The sequence below is a fragment of the Streptomyces sp. NPDC037290 genome, from assembly GCF_055603245.1.
This window is the reverse complement of record NZ_JBVJVZ010000025.1, coordinates 15,511-33,456: the sequence shown is the minus strand read 5'-3', so window position 1 is coordinate 33,456 and position 17,946 is coordinate 15,511. Positions and strand designations below refer to the sequence as shown.

Sequence of the window (17,946 nt, the reverse complement as noted above, 5' to 3'; positions counted from 1 at the left end):
CGAAAATCTTGCCAGAGCCAGCGAAAGCCGTACTCCGACAACAGGTCCCCGCTCTGCGTTGCCCGGAGAACAACGGCTGCCAGGTCTCTCGAGGCCCCCGCACCCACGCACCCACGGACCGACGGGGCGTCGGTCCGTGGGCGCCACTGCTGTCGAACCGGCGAACACAGAAGAAGAGGTGCGAACGGGGTCAGGGGTTGGCGTACCCACTGCTCTGGGCCACGGGCTGCGGTGATCGGGTGGCTGAGCGTCACCGGCCGGTGTAGCGTTCCTGGTCAGCAGTCGTGGTCCCGAAGTCCCCGTTCGCCCGTGATCGCATCGCGGGCGTTTTTGCTGTTCAACGCTCTCCGGACCAAGGCGATCACCTCCGGATCCCGCACAGTGCGGGATCCGATACAAGTCCCTTCGAAGGAGACAGGCACATGGCTACAGGCACGGTGAAGTGGTTCAACGCGGAAAAGGGCTTCGGCTTCATCGAGCAGGAAGGCGGCGGCCCCGACGTCTTCGCCCACTACTCAAACATCACCGGAGGCGGCTACCGGGAGCTCCGTGAGGGCCAGAACGTCGAGTTCGACGTGGCACAGGGTCAGAAGGGCCCGCAGGCGGAGAACATCATCCCGCGGTAACACCTGACGTAGGAGAGCCCCCGGCCGGAGTCGTTTCGGCCGGGGGCTCTGTCCGCTCCCGCCTACCCCGTGGTGGGAAAGAGCAGGCGGGAACGGGTCCAGGGAGTTGCCGCCCGGCGTAGGGGACGGGCTAGGACTCCAGCCGGGCGGCACCGACTCATGGTGCCAGACCGCCGATGGTCGGCTACGCCCGTTACGCGGAAGATCACACGATCGGGTCGCCGGAGCTGTACACCCCTGACGCAGAAGAGCCCCGGGCCGGGAAACCACACGGCCAGGGGCTCTGTGCGCACCCACCCCTCACCGGGGGAGCATTCAGGGCGGGTGCGCGTCCTGGTGCCGCCACCCGATGTGCACAGGTCTTACGTCGGATGGCGGCGATTCACCGTGGCATCTGGTCTAAGCAGAATCGATTCGCCACACCCTTGCGTCACCCAAACGCACCATCGGCCGCGTCGCCAGGGCTGTGTGCTGGCCCCTGCGCGGGGGCCACCCTGGGACAAGGCCCGGCAGGCTCATCTCAGCCGTGCGCTCTTCTCGGCGGCCGGCTGAGACGAGCGTCTTGGGGGCCGCCCCAGCGGCCGGCAGGGCGGGCGCAGGCCGGGCGGGCGGAGACACGTGACGCCTGCCCGTCCGTGGAATGGACGGCTGCCCCGGCGTCCCCGAGTGCGCGTCTTCACACGGGTGTGCGCGGCGCCCACAGGGTGGGAAAGGACCGCCCACGCAGGCTGGTCCTCGCACCCTTTCCCCTGTCTGAACTTTCAGTTGACTGCCAGTCAGTAGACAGAGAACCGCTCCCGCTATCAGGCAGGAAGCGGACGGAGGGAGCGTCCAGCATGCAAGATCCATTAGTGGTTGCTGAGGTCTTATCCCTTTGCCGTGCACCGCACCCTGCGATGAGCGGCCGCCTCCGACGGGGGCGGAGACGGCCGCGTCCCCAGCGTCAAGACCTCGCCCTTGATTCGCCGTCAGGGCGGCGCTGGAGTCTGGCCCGCGCCCGGCACGTCGGCGTGCGCCGGGCGCGGAGTATCAGCGGCGCGTCGGCGCCGTCTGCTGAGGAGCGCGCTGGCACGCATACGCGTGGACGATGACGACGGCACCGCCCGCGGTCGCGCCATCGATGTAGACCTCCCGGCGCGTCTCGTTGGGACGGAAGGGCACGTTGCAGCGTGCGCAGTTCATCGGCGGAGCTCCAAGGCGAGGGTGTGCAAGGCGCGGAGGGTCTCGCAGAGGTCGGTGTCGTCCGTGCACTGCTCGCACCGCCCGGGGGTGGGCAGTGCGGGCGGCGAGGACGGCGCGGCGGGTGCAGGGGCGGCAGGCGCGCGGGAACCAGTGGCCGCCGTCGGTCTCGCGCTCGCCGAGGTCAATGCCGTGGCGGTCGACAGCGGCTCGCCGCCCCACACGCACCCGGCGCCGCGCGCCCTGGCGTCGGGCAGGACGCTGAGGTCGGGCAGCGGGATCAGCGGCAGCAGGCCGGTGGGGATGTCGACGAGGGCCACGTTGCTCATGACCACCGCACCGCCCTCCAGGCGGACAGCAGCGGCTTCCCGGCCGGGCACGGATCAGTGCCGTCCGCGCAGGCCGGGCAGTGGCTGTAGTGCAGGATCAGCGCCCTGTACGCCGCATAGGACGGCTTCGCCTCGAAGGCTTTCATAGCCTCGGATAGCGCGTCAGGCGCTGGGCGCGATCGCCATGTTCTGGCCGGCGTGCAGGCTGTACGGTGCATGGTGTCGGCGCTCCTCGCAGCGTTGGCCACACCCCGGGAGGTTCCACCACCTCGCCGGGGTTCTTGCTGGCCTCAACCTTGCGAATGCTGAGGGCTTCTGACTTCCCGCCGAGGGGTACCCATGATGGGTACCCTCACCGTCAGACCGCTTCATCACCAAGCACGACGGGGCACCTCATGACCGGTCACATGCCGCCAACCGTGCTCCCTCGAGAGCTCCTTGAGCGCTCCGAGGTGCGAGCCGCGCTCGCCACCCACGACTTCGGCACCGTCTTCCACCTCGCCCGGACCGAAGCTGGTATCAGCTACTCGCTGATCGCAGCCGAGTGCGGCATCAAGCCGGAGCGGGTAGGGACGCTCGCCAGGGGCAACGGCAAGGTGACGTCGTCGAGAAAATTGTCCGCATCGCCGACGCGCTCCGGATCCCCGGCCACATGGTCGGCCTCGCCCCACGGCCGTGGGAGACACCACCCGAAGGTGCTGCGCCTCGGCGAGAATTCCTCAAGGCGTCTGCGGCGGCGACCCTCGCCGTGGGCCTTCCGGAACTCTCCCGCACCCCGGCGGGCGGAAAGATCGGCACAGCGCACGGCCCGCCTACGGCGCCTGGACGACGTCCTCGGAGGCGGCGACACCTACCGCACCTATCTCGGCGAGTACCAGACCACCAGGGCACTGCTGCGCCGCCACTCGTACGCGCAGGAGACAGGCCGCGGGCTGCTGTCGGTGCTTGCCGAGCAAGCACAGCAAGCCGGCTGGGCAGCATTCGACGGTGGCCGGCACGCGGAGGCAACCGGCTTGTACGAGGCGAGTCGTAAGGCCGCAGTGGATGCGGGTGATGCCGCGCTTGCCGGCAACGCGCTGGCCTTCCTGGCCTATCAGGGACTGCGGGGAGACCGGGGAGACCGACAGGACGCTGTGCAGACAGCGGCACGCTCGTGCGCTACTGCGGGCCCTGACGCGGCGCAGGGGGTTCGTGCGCTGCTGTACGAACGGCTGGCGTGGGCGCATGCCGTGGCTGGCCACGCGAATGAGACGGAGCGCGCCCTGGAGGCCGCTCACACGGCACTGGGTGAGGCTGCTGGTACACCGCAGCCGGACTGGGCGGCGTGGGTTGACGAGACCGAGTTGCAGATCATGTCCGGCCGTTGCTGGACCGAGTTGCGCCGCCCGCTCCGGGCAGTGCCCGTCCTCGAGAACGCCCTTGCCCGGTACGCCGACTCGCACGCCCGGGACAAGGCGCTGTACCTGTCCTGGCTCGCCGATTCCTACTTGACCGCGGGGGAGGTGGAGCAGGCGGCCACGGTCACGGGCCGCGCTCTCGACCTGTCATCCGGGGTGGCGTCGGTACGGCCACGAGAGCGGCTTGCTCCGGTGCTCCAGCGGCTTGGCGAGCACAAGGCGCTGCCCGCGGTCGCCGAGGTCCTGGAACAGGCCCGCGCCTGAACTACTGGGAGGGTGTGGTGTTCGCGGTGATCCAGGCGAGGCAGCCCTTCGACCCGGCCTCGATCGATACGGCGGGGATCTCCGGGTTCTGCCACGGGTGGTTCTCCAGCAGGTGGGCTTCCAGCTCCGAGTAGCGGGTGCGGGTGGTCTTCAGCAGCAGCTGCCACTCCTCACCGGTGCCGAACTCTCCGTCGTGCCAGAACGCGGAGGTGACGGGGCCGATGATCTGAGCGCCCGCGGCGAGCTGGGCGCCGACCGCTGACCGGGCGAGCGCAACGGCTTGGTCGCGGGTGGGGGTCGCGGTGGATACCTGCAAGAAGTCAGCCATGCGCGGGAGCGTATGCGGCGTCCGAGGTTAGACGGAAGGCTCCCCGCCAGCCGTGGTGACCGTGCAAGGGCTCGGCGGCAGGTCTAACGCTTGGTGGGGCGGGAGCCCGGAGCACCAGTGGTTCGGGCTCCCGCCACTGCCCGCCGGTGTCCAGTTACAGGCGGGCAGGCGCCGCGCGCCCCCAGGAATAATGGCGCAGGCAGCAGCCCGACCATACCGGCGGCCACCCAGCACCCGCAGCGAGCGCGTTCGTTCGGACTGGCACCCGTACGAGGGAGCTCACAGCCCTGATTAAGGCGCTGCCCGGGTGTGGATCCGCGTAATTTCACTACCGGGAATCCCACGCATCAGGCTTGCTCCGCTACCGCCGATGTGCAGGTGAGCAGCCGTGCCGCCACGCTCGGACCATGAGCATCTACACGGGTGACGTTGAGATCTTCGCCGACGACCAGTGGCACACACGGTGCGAGCAACGCTCTGGGGGCGGCAGGACGAGCACGCCGACGAAGCTGACTGGTGGGAATGCTGGGGTGGCTCCCTCCAACTGAAAGACGCGAAGGCCGCCTACGAGGTCTACGCCGATGATGACCGCAAGCTGCGATTACCCAATGGCGAGGAACGGACCTTCTACGTCTACAGCTTCGCGACCCTGATGACCATCGCCGGCGACGGCGCCGTACCGTTCGACTGACCGCGTCTCTCCGGCCGCCACAGACGACCTGCCCCTGTGGGACGATCAGGCCCTCGGGCGGTCGCTTCACACCCATCGCCCTTGCCGGCCGGGCCGTCGTTCCTCACGGCCCGGCCTTCCTGCTGCTCCTGAAGTTCTCCGCGCTCGTCAGGCGTTTCTGCTGCGCGCCAGCTCACGGAGCCTCCGGGCGCGGCGTAGTTGGTTCTGCTCCAGCTTCGTAGCCGCTCTCAGCAGGAGTGCAGGCCACACGATCGTGACCACAATCATCCATTTCCATTCCATATCCGGATGATATGATCGAGATACCCCCCATAGCGGGCGTTGCCCGCCTCCGTGAGCCCCGGCCAGACATGCCCATCCGGCCGCGGTCTCTCCACTCCCGTCCACCCCTACGCGAGTGGGAAGAGTAGGCGGGAGCAGGCCTGCAGGGTGCCGCCCGGCAATGGACCGGAGCGTCTGCCCATTTGGCTACGGTCCCCTGGCGCCGGGCGGCGAGGAGCAACGCGGGCATCCCGCGGACAGCCCAGCGGCACGCCACACCGGGCATCACTCGATCGAGTCGCCCGCAGCGTTGCCGTTGCCGAAATCTCATCCGCCCTGGTGGGAGCGGGTGCGGGGTCTTTTCAGAGGTGCGCCTGCCGAATGCTCATCCGCGCTGGTGAGAGGCGCTTAGCGCAACCGCGAGGTGGCCTGGCGTGTACATGGTGGCACGTGGCCATCATGTCGCCCAAGGCAGCATCATGATGGACCGTGCTGCTTCGACTGGCCTACTTGGGTGTGGCCAACGCCCTCGCCCTGCCGCCTGCTGCCGATGGGCGCCCCTGAACAACGGCTGGCGGCTGATCACTCCAGGGGGTGCCCGCTGAAGAGGCTCATTGATCGGCAGGCCCTTTAGACCTGGTCTAAAGGTGCCCTAGCCCAGCCCTAGCCCGCGTCCACGCGGCCCGCGCGAAGATGGCCGCCGCCCTCGACGAGGACCAGGAGCCCGAGCCCGATGAGCCCCCGGGATGGCAGCCGGTCTGGAAGCGGCCCCGGAAGCTGAAGTCGAAGGCAGCGAAGAAGCCGATACTCGTGATCATCCTCGGTCTGGCGTCCGCCCTGGAGAGCAGCCACGACCACGGCGCCATCGCTACAGGGATCGCCGTGTCCGCCATCGCCCTCGGCATCGCTGTCTTCCTGGTCTTCAGGTTCCCGGCGTTCGGCGACAGCAGCCAAGGCGCCCGAGCGGCGGCACGCACCGCGGGCGGCGCCTCCGCGCGGTGACCGGCACCGTAGGCGCCGTGGTCGGTGTCGAGCAGGGCATCAGCACCCACGCCCCGCGCGCCGGCAGCGCCAACGGCACCTCACGCCCGAAGCCGGCCAACCCCGCCGCGGGTGGTATCGGCGCGCACGGCAACCGCAACCCCAAGCCCAAGAACGACAAGTAGCCGCAAGCACCCCCAGGGCCCCCGCACGCGTAGGGCGGGCCCGGGCAGTTAGCGGCGGTGAGAGAGCGCCGAGCGAGAACCGCCGTGCGGAACCGCGCTCGCGGCCGCCGCGTCGGCCAGCGGCTGACGGCCACGGCCGCGCGGAGGTTGTCGACGGTGATGAAGTGCCGGCGCACGTGCCGCAGGGCGGCCTCGGTCTCGCCGTGCTCGCCGGTCGCCCGGATGCCCATGTTGGTGCCCAGCGCGAACACGGCGAGCAGCAGGCGGCGCTGGAGGACGGCGCGGTCGATGCGCTCGTACGCGGCGATCGAGGAGAACTCGTCGGTGAAGCCGGTGAGGAAGTCGGCGTTCTTCAGCACGTCCAGCAGGTCGAGCACGCCTTCTCTGAACTACCGCCGAGTCAGTTCAGCAGACCTATTCGGCGTCGTCGGGGCCGGGGTTCAGGCGATCCCAGATCTTGCCAGCGAGCCATCCCGCACCGGTTGCATATACCAATGAGTCACCGCCTGTGGTCTCGGTCAGCAAATTCGTGACCTCTGGATAGGTGAGGGACAGATGCACCGAGAGCAGGAAGACGAGCACGCTGACATAGGCGACGACCAGCGCCCGTGCTTTTCGCCGGTCCATGCCCGTGAGCACTGGCTGGATGACCTGGATCGTCTCTTCCACCTGGGCTTCAGTCTCTGCAGTCAACTCATCAGGGACAACGCTCGGATCTTGAGCTGGGGGATACTGGCTCAGCTCTTCGAGGATCGTCTCTGCCTGGTCAAAGGTCTCCGGTGGGAAGTTCAGGTCAGCTGGGGCTTGTCGCCTGAGGAGCTCCAGACCAGCGTGCAGCTGTTCGCTTTGCTTCTTCCAGCCTTCTGCGGTGACGGCGAAGCCTGGACGGGACGGCATGCAGCTGCGATCTGCTGGAATTGTGACCGGTCAAGCGCATCAAGCAGTGGCTTCATGGCCGTTTGAGCGGCCGAGAGCGATGCCGTCAAGCTGGCCAAGCGCTGCTGCTGAAGGAGTAGGGGCGCTAGCTGTTGCCGGAGCGCGCTGGTCGACGCCAGCAGCTTCTGCGTCTTCGCGATCGAGGCCAGCATTGCTCTGAGGCCCGGATTAGGCTCCCATGGCTCGCCCATCACGGCGGTGATCGTCGCCATACCTCCACGTTAGGTGGAGCTTCTCGTGCTGTCGTCTTGAATCCTCTCGTGCCCCGGTCTGGTGGGCTCCTCAATCGATCCAGCGATGTTCAATCGATCCAGCGATGTGCCTGAATGCCGGAATGCCGAGGCCGACGGTTGTAGTTCGGCGGGCTGCTTCGGCGTCGAGATGCACGAGCTTGTCCTGCGCGCCGGCGAGGCTGATTTGCAGGCCCTCGACCTCGCCGAGCCAGCCTTCGCGTTCTGCCTCGGCGATCCGGGCGACGAGGTTGTCGCGGATCTTGGCGGCGTACACCTGAAAACCCCGTACTCCGACAGATCTCGACGAGCCGGGCCCGTTGAGCTGGGTCCGGCCTGAGCATCGAGCACCGGATGCAGGCGTGCTCATGGACGCACTTCGTGCCGAAGGCCCGAGCGCACGTACCGACGGAGAGCTTGCGCTTCTCGAAGTGGGCGTGCCACAGCCCGCGAGGTCGCCTGGCTGCAAGCCGGCGAGAGGCAAGAGGCAATACCGGCCTCCCGTGCAGGCGGAGGCGAACTGCCGGGCCTCCTCCTGGACATCGACGCCACCCTGGTCACCTGCCACTCCGAAAAGGAGAACGCGGCGCCGACCTACAAACACGCCTTCGGCTACCACCCGCTGCTGTGCTTCCTCGACAACACCGGCGAGGCCCTGGCCTCGCCTGCTGCGGCCCGGCAACGCCGCGGCCAACACCGCCGAAGACCACATCACCGTGCTCGACGCCGCAGCCGCCCAGCTCCCCGACGCCCACCGCCACGGCACCGACATCCTCATCCGTGCGGACAGCGCCGGATCCGCCAAAGCGTTCCTGGCCCACATCCGCGGTCTTCGCTCGCGCGGGATCCACTCCTCCTTCTCCGTCGGATGCTCCATCACCGAACCGATCCGCCGAGCGATACGCCAGCTGCCCGACCACCTCTGGCACCCCGCCCTCGAACAGGACGGCACCCTGCGATAAGGCGCCCACGTCGCCGAGCTCACCGGCCTGGTCGACCTGCCGGGCCTGCCCGAGGACACTCGGATTATCGTCCGCCGCGAGCGCCCGCACCCCGGCGCCCAACTGTCCCTGTTCGACCTCGACGAAGGCATGCGCCACCAAGTCTTCCTCACCGACACCCCCTACGGCGACGGCTCCTTGCAGCACCTCGAAGTCCGCCACCGCGCGCACGCCCGCGTCGAGGACCGCATCCGCTGCGGCAAGACCACCGGCTTCGGTCGCTTCCCCTCCCGACACTTCCAGGTCAACCAAGCGTGGCTGGAGCTGTCGCTGACCGCCCTCGACCTGCTCGTCTGGACAGGCATCCTGCTGCTGGAGGGCGAACTGGCGGCCGCCGAACCGAAGATGCCCCGCTACCGACTACTGCACGCCGCTGCCCGTATCAGCCGCAAAGGGCGCCGCATGCACCTGCGGATCGCCGCGACCTGGCCCTGGCGAAACGAGCTGACCAGCGCATTCGCCCGCCTAGCGGCGCTGCCACAGCCAGCCACCTGAAACTCGGCACCGTCCCTGCACACCCACGACCAAGGAACCCTGGAGAACCCGACCCGCGCGTCGGGCCTCGACCACGCCCGCCCGGCAGCCAACAACCACAACCCCCACTCCACGGCCCTCACACCAGCTCAACCGCCCGAAGCGAAACGGGGAGGCTAGGCGATTTCGGCTGTTGCCTCAGGCTCTCACCTCATTGACATGCACATTCCTCGCGGCCGCTGCCCTATCGACTCAGATTTCTGCGGAACTCAGGTTGTAGAGCCACATGTCATCCGGCTGCAGTAATGGATAACACCCGAGCGTCACCGTCGTGTTAGGTCTTGTACACAGGGCTGCCCAGGAGCGCCGTTGAATGGTGCCCGCTGTTCTTGTGGCTCCTGTACACCCAGAACTGCTCGATGTGCGCGCGAGTCGAATCGTGCGTGAATCGGCAGGTCTCATCATGGAGAGGACCCGCGTTGAACCCAACAGCGCAACCGCACTTATCGGCCGGAATCCGCCGCACCAGCCGGAAATCCCGCAGCCTCCGATTAGCCGCGGGCGCGGCCGTGCTGGCCATCGGGTTGGTACCTGCCGTGGCCATGGCACAAGCCCCCCCGCCCAGCCTGACCGGCAGCAATTTCGAGATCGACCAAGACGCCAACCTGGTCGTCGACAACCCCAGCAGCCCGGACGACTGGGCGACCGTCGATGAGGTTCGCAAGGCGGACACGGCGAGCGGGCCGACGGACGAGTCGTTCGGTGAGGGCACCAAGGAGGACACCGTGGTCCCGGCCGTCGTCGATGGTGGTATCCCGCCGAACAAGAGCGATCTGAAATTCTTCGGCCTCTACGAGGAGGGCGTCACCACCGACGGCTTCCTGAACCTGTTCTGGTCGCGTGTCCAGGATCCCTCGGGCACCACCAACATGGACTTCGAGCTCAACCAGAGCAACACCAAGAGCGGCAACGGTGTCACCCCAGTACGTATGGCCGGCGACCTGCTGGTCCAGTACGACCTGTCCCAGGGCGGCACCCACCCGAACATCTCGGTCCGTACCTGGTCAGGCACCAAGTGGGGCAGCGCCACGGCCCTCGATGCGACGAAAGCCGCCGCCTCGATCAATACCAGCCCGATCGCGGCGGCGGCCAGTGACGGTCTCGGTGCCCACGACGCGCGCACGTTCGGCGAGGCCCAGATCCGGCTGTCCGCGCTCTTCGGCACCAGCACCGGCTGCAAGTCGTTCGGCTCGGCCTATCTCAAGAGCCGTTCTTCGGACTCGTTCACCTCGGCGCTGAAGGACTTCGTCCCGCCGATGGACATCAACGTCTCCAACTGCGGCAGCATCCAGATCAAGAAGGTAGACGACACCGGCGCCTCGCTCGACGGGGCGGAGTTCACGCTCTACAACGACAAGGCACCGATCGGAGGCGCGCGCGGCCCGGAGGACACCGTCACCAGCCCTGCCCTCACCTGCGTCACCGGCACCCCCGCCCCTGGCACCTGCACCATCCCCAACGTGCCGCAGGGCCAGTACTGGGTCGTCGAGACCCACACCCCGGACGGCTACGACGCGGCGGCCGACCAGCCGGCCATGGTCGTCGCCAGCGAGACGGTCACGCTGAATTTCACGGATGTGCGCAAGAAGGGCGCGATCCTGATCACCAAGGTCCGCAAGCACAAGGCGGACGGCGACGGAGAGCACCCACACAACGGCGTGCCCTTCACGGTCAAGAACAGCGTCGGAACGGTCGTGAAGGAAGGCTCGACCGACATGGGAGGAACCGGGCGGGTCTGCTTCGACGGCCTTCCGTTCGGTACCTACACCGTGGCAGAGGGGGACCACCCGGGATACGCAGACAATCCCAGCCAGACGGTCACTGTGGACAACGCGGCCACCTGCGCCGAGACTCCGTACACCGGTGAGAGTGTCAAGTTCAGCAACACGCCGCTGACGGATCTCACGATCACCGCGACTCCGCAGGTGCAGGGCGCCACCGAATCCACCATCACCTGCACGACGCCATCAGGCTCCACGACGACCTCAACGACCCTCGAGGACCTGGTGCCCGGCACATACAACTGCAAGGTCCTCATCGACCCGTGACCCAGTGCTCCCGTGAGTGATGGCTCACCAGCAGCACCCGCCGCCTTGGTGTATCACCGCAGCGCAGTTCCGCGAAGAGGAACCTCAAGGGATTCATAGCAAGGCCTCTTTGCGAAAACACGTCGGGGAGGTGGGGAATGCAGCCCGATTGGTCGGCTGGCCCCCTGCAGAAGGCGGGCAAGGGCGGGCCGGATAAGCCATCACGAGCCGCTTCCAGTTCACCGCCCGCATCTGGATAGTCCCCATCGAACTGGTTCCCGGACAGACCGTTGTCCTGCCCGGGAAAGCCTGACAGAGCCTTACTGACTGCCGCCATCCGCACAGCGGTGCAGGCCGGCCCTCGCGGGGCGGCCTGCACCATGGAGCCGGGATTCGGCTCTCGAATCTCAAATCTCAGGTCAGGGAGCGCAGACGACGTAGACCGTGCCGCTGGCCGGGCCGCCGCCGTTGCGCTGGCGCAGGTTTCCCTTCCAGCCGACGGGCTTACCGGAGGAGTTACGGACCGGCTCGGTGCGCGCGACGTACATGCTCGACGGCAGGTCGACGCCGGCGCCGCCGCCCGTGGCCGACCAGCCGGATGGGCAGAAGACCGTGCTCTCGCCGGAGAAGTACGTCGACCTGACGACGGAGGCGGGCGCTGCGGCACCGGCCGTGGACGAGGTGAACGCGACCACGGCGAGAAGGACCGCAGCGACCGCGCTCAGTGCATAGGCGGTCCGTCGGACAGTAGCGCTCATGACTGTTTCCTCCCGTTTTCTCCGGACTACTTCCGAAGTGCTGAGACATCAGATCAACACCGGTTGGAGAACGACACGCTAGCGACCTCTCAATTGGCGCTAATCATTTCTAAGTAGTCTTTCTTTGGCGGATTCCGATCGGAGGGTAATCGCTTTCAGCTTGGGGCGCGGGGCCTAGCGGAACACCGGGGGAGGTGGGGCCGGGGAGGTCGACGCCGTATCGTCCGTCACCGGCGGCGCACTGCCTGTGAAGTCCGGGAAGGCCTGCCGTGTTCGACTCGGGCTGGGTGCGGGTTGCAGGCAGCGCGACGGATGAGTTCGGCGACCGGAAGTGGGATGTCCGAGCCACGCATATCGCGTTGCCGAAGCGCTTTTCGCGCGGTGCGGCCGGGCGGGCGAACAGTGTGAGTCCAGGCGTCCACATAGTCGTGAATCACGTCTGCGCGCGGTGCATGCTCCGGTGTGATCGGGGGTCTGTGTGTTTGGTCAGGATGTGGTGGGCATGGCGCGGGCCAGGGGTGCTAGGTTTCCGTAAAGGGCGGCGTGGAGGGCGGCGGCGAGTTCGCGGGCTCGGTGTTCGGTGGCCACGTCGTACAGCACGAAGTAGACCGGTCCTGCGGAGGAGTCCGAGCGGATCTCGCCGGCGCGGATCAGTTCGATGACCGCGACCCGGATGGCGTCGTACACCGAGTCGGCCACAATGTGCTGCGGAGAGGTGATCATGTCGGCTTTCACCTCCCAGTGCTCACCCAGCGACTCGACGGCGACGAAGATGGCGCGTTGCTGCGTGGCCTGCCGGTACGCCGCTTTGAAGGCGGCCATGCCCGTGGCGTCGAGGATGAGATCGGGTGGGCAGGGGGCCGGCAGCGGCTGCATGAGAAGTATCGTGGCAGGCCGGCCGCGCCGACGCGCACATTGAGTCCCTCTGCACTTGCTCGATCTCAAAAGGGGGGGTTCCTTTGCGCGCTCGTCTTGCTGTCTCAGCGGTGGCTGTCGCCGTGGCCGGTGTCTTCTTCAGTGCACCGGCCGCATCCGCGGCGACCTTGCCGTCGACCAACACCGCTCACCACTGCATCTCCCACACCACGGGCGTGTGCGGCTGGACGCACCACCAAAAGCCCAAGGACAAGTACGAGACCGCGAAGTGCGTGGACGCCTCGCTGTCGTACTCGCGGCACTCGCAGGGCACCTGCTCCCACCACCACGGCGTCCGCTATTGGTTCAAGTAGCCCGCCGCACACCGCAGGTCGCCTCCCCGGTGCCCGGAGAAGGCGACCTGCGCGCTGTCGGGGCGGCTATGAACCGGCGCCACCCACCATCAGGTCAGTGACGGTTCTCGCCGCGCTAGTCGCGGTCACCACCACGGTGGTCGTCGCGGCCCCAAGAGACGGCGTCGACGAAGCGGCCGCGGTCGTTGCGCAGGGTCGCGGTGCCGCCGTGGTCCTCCCACACCTCACGCCGCCGGTCCTGGTACAGGTCGGTGCGGGTGTCCCGGCTGTAACCGATGTGGACGCGGACGGTGGCCCGGCCGTCTAGACTAGAGATGGTCACGAATGTATCCGTCAAGGGCCTCATTCACAGACCTCTCATACGCTGCGGCTAATTCCGCGTCACCACTTTCGCGCGCCTTCTTGAGCAGATACCGTCGAATCCTAATTCGACGTTCCCACGCCTCTTTGTCATGTCGTAAATCATCGAGCGTGCTGAGCTTTTCCATGTAGATCCTCTCTCTTGGAGGGGCTAGCTTGCAGTTCATTCTCTGGGTTATCCAATGCCGTTGGCAAGCATCAACGGAAAATTCCACCTTCCAGGGCATCTCACGGAGGCCCCCACTCGTCTCGGCGGTAGTGAGAACGTGGCCTGGCCGACCTGCCACCCTCTTTTCCCAAGAGCCAGGACAGCCGCACACGAACGGCTCAAGGCCATCTCCGAGAACACCAGATGAGGCGGTCAGTGCCATTATTTCGGGCTTAATATTCCGCCTGGATGGAATCCCGTTGCCGTAATAGTCATCACAACTGTCACCCACCCGACCCCTTTCACAAAGGGGCAAAGTTGCCCTCCGTACCCAGAAGCGCTGGTGTCGGCTGTCTTTACGGCACCGGTAATGGATGGTGCACTCGCCATACACCGCCTATGGCGGTCCCCAGGACGGATCCCGTGAGGGCTCTGACGCTGGCGCATACCTGGACGTGCCGGCTGCCCGGGGTCCTTGGTGGCGGCTGTTGCGGGCGACGACGCGACGGCCGCCACAGCCCTGCTCTTCGTCGCTGGGGTGATGACCTCTTTCAAGGATCCCCACCACCGTGGCGACGGTCGCGGCCGCCGACGACGAGACCGCCATCGCGGTCCAGGAACTGCTCGCCGCTCGGCGTGCCATCGCGCCGACAGACCGGACGACCCGGGAACCTGACGAGCCCGGCACGCGGCTGCGGTTCTCCCTGGACCTGCGCCAGGAAGCCGACGCATCCGAGACACCGCCTCGGACGGCGCGAGCACCTACACGGGCTCAGCTGCTCGTCGCCCAGGCCAGGTGACGGCGACAGACCCATCTGTCCGCTGCACCTCGTTGATCCAAGTGCGGCAGCTTCTGTGCACCGAGGAGGACCGGAGACCGAGGTCAGCGTTGCCGCTGGCCTCGGCTGCGCCTGTCGGGGCGGCGTCCTCGGACTGGGCGAGGCGGCCGCTTGGTAGCCATCGCGTCCGCTGCCCAACGCCAGTACACGACATGGAAGGGCACCGAGACCAGCAAGCAACAGAACCCCAAAACGCCGGATGGCGACGAAAACACACTGGTCATCAACCCCGGAGTCAGCGACGACACCATCGACCGGTACGTCCGCTCGGGCAAGGTCAACATCCGGGTACGGATCGAAGGCCGCACCGCAGGCGAACCCTCGGGCACACAGGCCATGCTCGCTGCAACGCTCAAGCGCCCTCAGCAACTGCAGGACGGCAAAGCCGCCACCGTGACCGCCCCTGACGAACAGGCCGCGGCCCGGCAGTAAGCGATCTGCGTCGCCCTGGGCATGACGACAGACGAACACCCGATCGCAGCAGTGCAGGAAACAGCCTGGGTGTCGTCGGCCGTTTTGAAGAGGCAGATCTCTATGTACGCCATGTCGGTACAGGGAGATGTCATCTGAAGAGTCACAGGTCGTTGCCCGCGTAGGAGAGGTTGAAGCTCTTGTTGGTCAGCGGGAAGTCCGGGACGATCGTGTCCGCCAGCGCGACCGGCAGAGCGGGCCAGTTGAAGAAGGACGGGTCGACCGGCTTGGCCCGGGCGAGGGTGCCGTCGGGTGCGAGTTCGACGCGGGTGGCGATGGTGCCGCGCCAGCCCTCGACCAGGCCCACGCCGGTGCTGCGGCCAACGCCGGGTGGCGGCTGGGCCCCGAGCATCGTCGTGGGGGCAGTCAGTCCGTCGACGAACTGCTCGATCAGGGCGAAGGAGGTCTCGATTTCCTCAGCACGGACGAGGAAGCGGGCCAGGACGTCGCCGCTGGTGTGGACGGGTACGTCGAGCTGCGCACCGTATCCGGTGAAGGGGTGTGCCACGCGGGCGTCGTCGGCGATGCCGCTGGCGCGGGCGACGTAGCCGAGGCAGCCGATTTCCCGGGCGGCGGCGGTGTGCAGGATGGCCGTGCCGGTGAAGCGGTCGTGAACGGTGGAGTGGCCCAGGGCGAGGTCGGCGATCTCCCCGACGTCCTCGTGGATCGCCTTCATCCGGGCCGGATCGGGCAGTGCGCGCAGGGCCGCGCCGCCGGGGACGACGCCGCCGCGCAGCAGCCGGTGCCCGGTGACTTCCTTGTTGAGGCGCAGGAGTTGCTCTCGGAGCCGCTGGGCGTGGGCGTTGAGGATGCCGTGGCCTACGTCGTTGCAGAGCATGCCGAGGTCGGCAACGTGGTTGTGGATCCGTTCCAGTTCCAGGAGAAGAGCGCGGGCGCGCTGGGCCTCGGCCGGGACGTGGGTGCCGGTGGCCTCTTCGACGGCCAGGCAGTAGGCCAGGGCATGGCCGACGGCGGTGTCGCCGCTGATACGTTCGGCGAGTGGGAGCCCGGCGGCCACCGAGCGTCCCTGGAACAGCTTTTCGACACCCTTGTGGACGAACCAGAGGCGGGCCTTGAGTTTGAGGATGGTCTCGCCGACGACGGAGAACCGGAAGTGGCCGGGTTCGATCAGGCCGGCGTGCACGGGCCCGACGGGGATCTCGTACACACCCTCGCCTTCGACCTCCAGGAAGGGGTACGGACCTTCCTGTTCACCGAAGGGCGGCGGAGGTCCGGCATCGGGGTGCATCGGGTACCAGCCGCGGGGCCAGTGGAAGTGGCGTACAAGACGGTGCGGCAGGGGGTGGCCGAGGGGGACGATGCCGAACAGGTCGCGCATCTCGCGCTCGAACCGGCCTGCGGGGAAGGAGAGATGGGCCAGCGTCGGCAGCTGAGGACGGTCGGGGTCCAGGCGTACGGTCAGTTCGGTGCGGGCGTCGGGCGGGCCTGCCACGAACAAGTACACCACGCGCGGTCCGGCCTCGTCGAGGTGTGCGGCGACCAGCGCGAGCCGGTGGCCGTCCGCGAGCAACCGCTCGGCTCGCTGCGGCAATTCGGTGACGTCGATGTCCAGTGTGGTGCGCATCGCTTCAGCCTCCGATCGCCTGGGCGGCGGTGTGCAGCAGATCGGCGAGGGGGCCGAGGGTGATGCCCAGGGCGGCACAGGCGGCCAGGCCCAGCAGCAGCGGCCACACGGCGGAGGGGCTTTCCTCGGCCGGTGTTCCCGGTCCGAGCAGTATGCGGGAGGCGCGGGTGGCGAGTGCGGCGAAGACGACCAGTACGAGCAGTAGCGCGGCTGCGGTGACCCAGCCAAGTCCCCGCCCGGCGGCGAATCCGGCTCGGGCGATGCCCAGTTCGGAGGCGAAGAGGCTGAACGGTGGGAAGGCCATCAGTGCCACCACCGCGAGTCCGAATGCGCCTGCGAGTGGTGGTGTCTGGGCGATCAGGCCGCGGACTCGTCCGATCCGTGTGGTGCCGGTGAGGTGGAGGATGCGACCGGAGGCGCAGAAGGCGACGGATTTGGCGAGTCCGTGGCCGGCGATGTGCAGCAGGGCTGCGGACAGGGCCAGCGGGCTGCCGATCGCTGCGGCGAGGGCGATCAGGCTCATGTGCTCCATCGACGAGTAGGCCAGCATCCGTTTGTAGTCACGTTGGGCGAGCAGCAGCCCGGCCGCGAGGGCGAGGGTGAGCAGGGCGATTCCGGCCAGCAGGACGCGGGTGAAGTCGGCACCGAGGGCCGCGTCCGCGATGACCCGGTAGCGCAGGATCGCGGCGAAGGCGACTGACAGCAGCACTCCGGACATCAGCGCGGAGACCGGTGCCGGGGCCTGGCTGTGTGCGTCCGGTAGCCAGGCGTGCAGCGGGATCAGACCGGCCTTTGCGCCGAAGCCGAGGACGACGAGGGTGATGCCGAGCCGGGTGACCGCCGGGTCGAGGCGGTCGGCGCGGGCGACGAGGGTGGGCCAGTCCAGGGCCCATGCCTCGGCGATGCCCGCCTGCCGGGCTGCGTAGTAGATCAGCACGGTGCCGAGGAAGGCGAGCGCGATGCCGGCGGAGCAGATCACCACGTACTTCCAGGCTGCCTCCACCGAGGTGCGGGTATGGCGGTGGCCGACGAGGAAGGCAGTGACGATCGTGGTGGCCTCCACCGCGACCCACAGCACACCGAGGTTCGCGGTCACCACGGCCAAGCACATCGCGGCCAGGAACGCCTGCACAAGCGTGTGGTAGCGCCAGACCGTACTGTCGCTCGCTCGTCCGGCCGCCCGCTCGCCCGCCAGATACGTCGGAGCCGTCCCGCAGGCGATGAGTGCGACGGCACCGACGACCAGCAGCATCCATGCGGTCAGGGCGTCGGCGCGCAGTAGCCCGGAGTAGGCGGTTCGCGGCCCCTTGCCGAGGACGCCCGCCGCCAGCAGGCTCCCGCAGGCAAGGATCACCAGGGGCGAGACGAGAGCGGCCCAGTCCCTCATATGCCGCTTGGGCACCTCGACAGGCTCCGGCGTCTCCGCCACCATCACATAGCCCTGCGCGGACGAACGCCGCCGGGCCTCGGTGAGAGCTGCGGCGAGCGCCTCGGCGGACGGGCGGTTGCGCCGGGCGGTCAGCGCATACGCGGCGGCGACGACCAGCGGTGCGGCAACGGGAGTGCTCAACGGCAGTGCGGCGGCCC

18 protein-coding genes and 3 pseudogenes are annotated in these 17,946 nt (G+C 67.8%); 10 read left to right on the top strand and 11 right to left on the bottom strand.

Annotated features, from left to right (window positions below):
- Positions 1-422 precede the first annotated feature (422 nt).
- Positions 423-626, top strand: a complete 204-nt coding sequence (locus ACZ7HQ_RS39245; RefSeq protein WP_471000546.1) for a cold-shock protein — start codon at positions 423-425, stop codon at positions 624-626.
- A 1,178-nt stretch (positions 627-1,804) separates the two neighbouring features.
- Here the strand turns inward: ACZ7HQ_RS39245 and ACZ7HQ_RS39240 are convergent.
- Positions 1,805-2,134 carry a hypothetical protein gene (locus ACZ7HQ_RS39240; RefSeq protein ID WP_471000543.1) on the bottom strand — a complete coding sequence of 110 codons (330 nt, stop codon included), beginning with the start codon at positions 2,132-2,134 and terminating at the stop codon, positions 1,805-1,807.
- Between the two features lie 419 nt (positions 2,135-2,553).
- On the opposite strand from ACZ7HQ_RS39240, the gene ACZ7HQ_RS39235 reads away from it, so the two are divergent.
- The gene (locus tag ACZ7HQ_RS39235) at positions 2,554-3,795 is read left to right on the top strand and encodes a tetratricopeptide repeat protein (protein WP_471000540.1); all 1,242 of its coding nucleotides are present in this window, start codon (positions 2,554-2,556) and stop codon (positions 3,793-3,795) included.
- A gap of 1 nt (position 3,796) precedes the next feature.
- Here the strand turns inward: ACZ7HQ_RS39235 and cutA are convergent, their stop codons facing one another.
- Positions 3,797-4,123 carry a divalent-cation tolerance protein CutA gene (gene cutA / locus ACZ7HQ_RS39230; protein ID WP_471000537.1) on the bottom strand — a complete coding sequence of 109 codons (327 nt, stop codon included), beginning with the start codon at positions 4,121-4,123 and terminating at the stop codon, positions 3,797-3,799.
- A gap of 451 nt (positions 4,124-4,574) precedes the next feature.
- On the opposite strand from cutA, the gene ACZ7HQ_RS39225 reads away from it, so the two are divergent.
- From ACZ7HQ_RS39225 to ACZ7HQ_RS39215, 3 genes are all read left to right on the top strand, one after another.
- Positions 4,575-4,814: a hypothetical protein gene (locus tag ACZ7HQ_RS39225; RefSeq protein ID WP_471000534.1), complete on the top strand. Its 240-nt coding sequence runs from the start codon at positions 4,575-4,577 to the stop codon at positions 4,812-4,814.
- A 954-nt stretch (positions 4,815-5,768) separates the two neighbouring features.
- The gene (locus ACZ7HQ_RS39220; RefSeq protein ID WP_471000531.1) at positions 5,769-6,077 is read left to right on the top strand and encodes a hypothetical protein; all 309 of its coding nucleotides are present in this window, start codon (positions 5,769-5,771) and stop codon (positions 6,075-6,077) included.
- Positions 6,074-6,241: a hypothetical protein gene (locus ACZ7HQ_RS39215; RefSeq protein ID WP_471000614.1), complete on the top strand. Its 168-nt coding sequence runs from the start codon at positions 6,074-6,076 to the stop codon at positions 6,239-6,241. Before ACZ7HQ_RS39220 ends, ACZ7HQ_RS39215 begins: the two co-directional genes overlap by 4 nt.
- A 140-nt stretch (positions 6,242-6,381) precedes the next feature.
- Here the strand turns inward: ACZ7HQ_RS39215 and ACZ7HQ_RS39210 are convergent.
- From ACZ7HQ_RS39210 to ACZ7HQ_RS39200, 3 genes and pseudogenes are all read right to left on the bottom strand, one after another.
- Positions 6,382-6,600, bottom strand: a pseudogene (locus tag ACZ7HQ_RS39210) (Tn3 family transposase); the annotation flags it as partial.
- Positions 6,601-6,655: 55 nt separating this feature from the next.
- Positions 6,656-7,138, bottom strand: a complete 483-nt coding sequence (locus tag ACZ7HQ_RS39205; protein ID WP_471000528.1) for a hypothetical protein — start codon at positions 7,136-7,138, stop codon at positions 6,656-6,658.
- 321 nt (positions 7,139-7,459) lie between these two features.
- Complete coding sequence (locus tag ACZ7HQ_RS39200) at positions 7,460-7,684, bottom strand: hypothetical protein (RefSeq protein WP_471000525.1); 225 nt, start codon at positions 7,682-7,684, stop codon at positions 7,460-7,462.
- Positions 7,685-7,834: 150 nt separating this feature from the next.
- Between ACZ7HQ_RS39200 and ACZ7HQ_RS39195 the strand changes: the two are divergent.
- Positions 7,835-8,903 (top strand): annotated as a pseudogene (locus ACZ7HQ_RS39195) (IS1380 family transposase); the annotation flags it as partial.
- A gap of 368 nt (positions 8,904-9,271) precedes the next feature.
- Positions 9,272-10,990, top strand: coding sequence for an MSCRAMM family protein (locus tag ACZ7HQ_RS39190; protein WP_471000522.1), 1,719 nt, complete (start codon positions 9,272-9,274; stop codon positions 10,988-10,990).
- A 398-nt stretch (positions 10,991-11,388) separates the two neighbouring features.
- Here ACZ7HQ_RS39190 and ACZ7HQ_RS39185 read toward each other — a convergent pair whose 3' ends face one another.
- The 3 genes and pseudogenes from ACZ7HQ_RS39185 to ACZ7HQ_RS39175 all read right to left on the bottom strand — a co-directional run bounded on the left by ACZ7HQ_RS39185 (position 11,389) and on the right by ACZ7HQ_RS39175 (position 12,603).
- Positions 11,389-11,727 carry a hypothetical protein gene (locus ACZ7HQ_RS39185; protein ID WP_471000519.1) on the bottom strand — a complete coding sequence of 113 codons (339 nt, stop codon included), beginning with the start codon at positions 11,725-11,727 and terminating at the stop codon, positions 11,389-11,391.
- A gap of 174 nt (positions 11,728-11,901) precedes the next feature.
- Positions 11,902-12,136, bottom strand: a pseudogene (locus ACZ7HQ_RS39180) (spermine synthase); the annotation flags it as partial.
- A gap of 77 nt (positions 12,137-12,213) precedes the next feature.
- Positions 12,214-12,603 (bottom strand): hypothetical protein, encoded by a 390-nt coding sequence (locus ACZ7HQ_RS39175; RefSeq protein WP_471000516.1) that lies wholly within the window; start codon positions 12,601-12,603, stop codon positions 12,214-12,216.
- A 110-nt stretch (positions 12,604-12,713) separates the two neighbouring features.
- Between ACZ7HQ_RS39175 and ACZ7HQ_RS39170 the strand changes: the two genes are divergently transcribed.
- The gene (locus ACZ7HQ_RS39170) at positions 12,714-12,956 is read left to right on the top strand and encodes a DUF3761 domain-containing protein (protein WP_471000513.1); all 243 of its coding nucleotides are present in this window, start codon (positions 12,714-12,716) and stop codon (positions 12,954-12,956) included.
- A 115-nt stretch (positions 12,957-13,071) separates the two neighbouring features.
- Here ACZ7HQ_RS39170 and ACZ7HQ_RS39165 read toward each other — a convergent pair whose 3' ends face one another.
- Positions 13,072-13,278, bottom strand: coding sequence for a lamin tail domain-containing protein (locus ACZ7HQ_RS39165; RefSeq protein WP_471000508.1), 207 nt, complete (start codon positions 13,276-13,278; stop codon positions 13,072-13,074).
- Between the two features lie 755 nt (positions 13,279-14,033).
- Between ACZ7HQ_RS39165 and ACZ7HQ_RS39160 the strand changes: the two genes are divergently transcribed.
- Together ACZ7HQ_RS39160 and ACZ7HQ_RS39155 are read left to right on the top strand one after the other, a co-directional pair.
- Complete coding sequence (locus ACZ7HQ_RS39160; RefSeq protein WP_471000505.1) at positions 14,034-14,264, top strand: DUF6207 family protein; 231 nt, start codon at positions 14,034-14,036, stop codon at positions 14,262-14,264.
- 150 nt (positions 14,265-14,414) lie between these two features.
- Positions 14,415-14,735, top strand: coding sequence for a hypothetical protein (locus ACZ7HQ_RS39155; protein ID WP_471000502.1), 321 nt, complete (start codon positions 14,415-14,417; stop codon positions 14,733-14,735).
- A gap of 142 nt (positions 14,736-14,877) precedes the next feature.
- Here ACZ7HQ_RS39155 and ACZ7HQ_RS39150 read toward each other — a convergent pair whose 3' ends face one another.
- Both ACZ7HQ_RS39150 and ACZ7HQ_RS39145 read right to left on the bottom strand, forming a co-directional pair.
- Entirely contained in the window at positions 14,878-16,359 is a 1,482-nt protein-coding gene (locus tag ACZ7HQ_RS39150) for a hydrogenase large subunit (RefSeq protein ID WP_471000499.1), read from the bottom strand.
- 4 nt (positions 16,360-16,363) lie between these two features.
- The gene (locus ACZ7HQ_RS39145; RefSeq protein ID WP_471000496.1) at positions 16,364-17,929 is read right to left on the bottom strand and encodes a proton-conducting transporter transmembrane domain-containing protein; all 1,566 of its coding nucleotides are present in this window, start codon (positions 17,927-17,929) and stop codon (positions 16,364-16,366) included.
- Between the last annotated feature and the right edge of the window lie 17 nt (positions 17,930-17,946).

Bases quoted from the DNA above. Each gene is read 5' to 3' on its own strand.
- ACZ7HQ_RS39245 (WP_471000546.1), top strand. From the start codon at position 423: ATGGCTACAGGCACGGTGAAGTGGTTCAACGCGGAAAAGGGCTTCGGC.
- ACZ7HQ_RS39240 (WP_471000543.1), bottom strand. From the start codon at position 2,134: ATGAGCAACGTGGCCCTCGTCGACATCCCCACCGGCCTGCTGCCGCTG.
- cutA (WP_471000537.1), bottom strand. From the start codon at position 4,123: ATGGCTGACTTCTTGCAGGTATCCACCGCGACCCCCACCCGCGACCAA.
- ACZ7HQ_RS39220 (WP_471000531.1), top strand. From the start codon at position 5,769: ATGGCCGCCGCCCTCGACGAGGACCAGGAGCCCGAGCCCGATGAGCCC.
- ACZ7HQ_RS39205 (WP_471000528.1), bottom strand. From the start codon at position 7,138: ATGCCGTCCCGTCCAGGCTTCGCCGTCACCGCAGAAGGCTGGAAGAAG.
- ACZ7HQ_RS39185 (WP_471000519.1), bottom strand. From the start codon at position 11,727: ATGAGCGCTACTGTCCGACGGACCGCCTATGCACTGAGCGCGGTCGCT.
- ACZ7HQ_RS39175 (WP_471000516.1), bottom strand. From the start codon at position 12,603: ATGCAGCCGCTGCCGGCCCCCTGCCCACCCGATCTCATCCTCGACGCC.
- ACZ7HQ_RS39150 (WP_471000499.1), bottom strand. From the start codon at position 16,359: ATGCGCACCACACTGGACATCGACGTCACCGAATTGCCGCAGCGAGCC.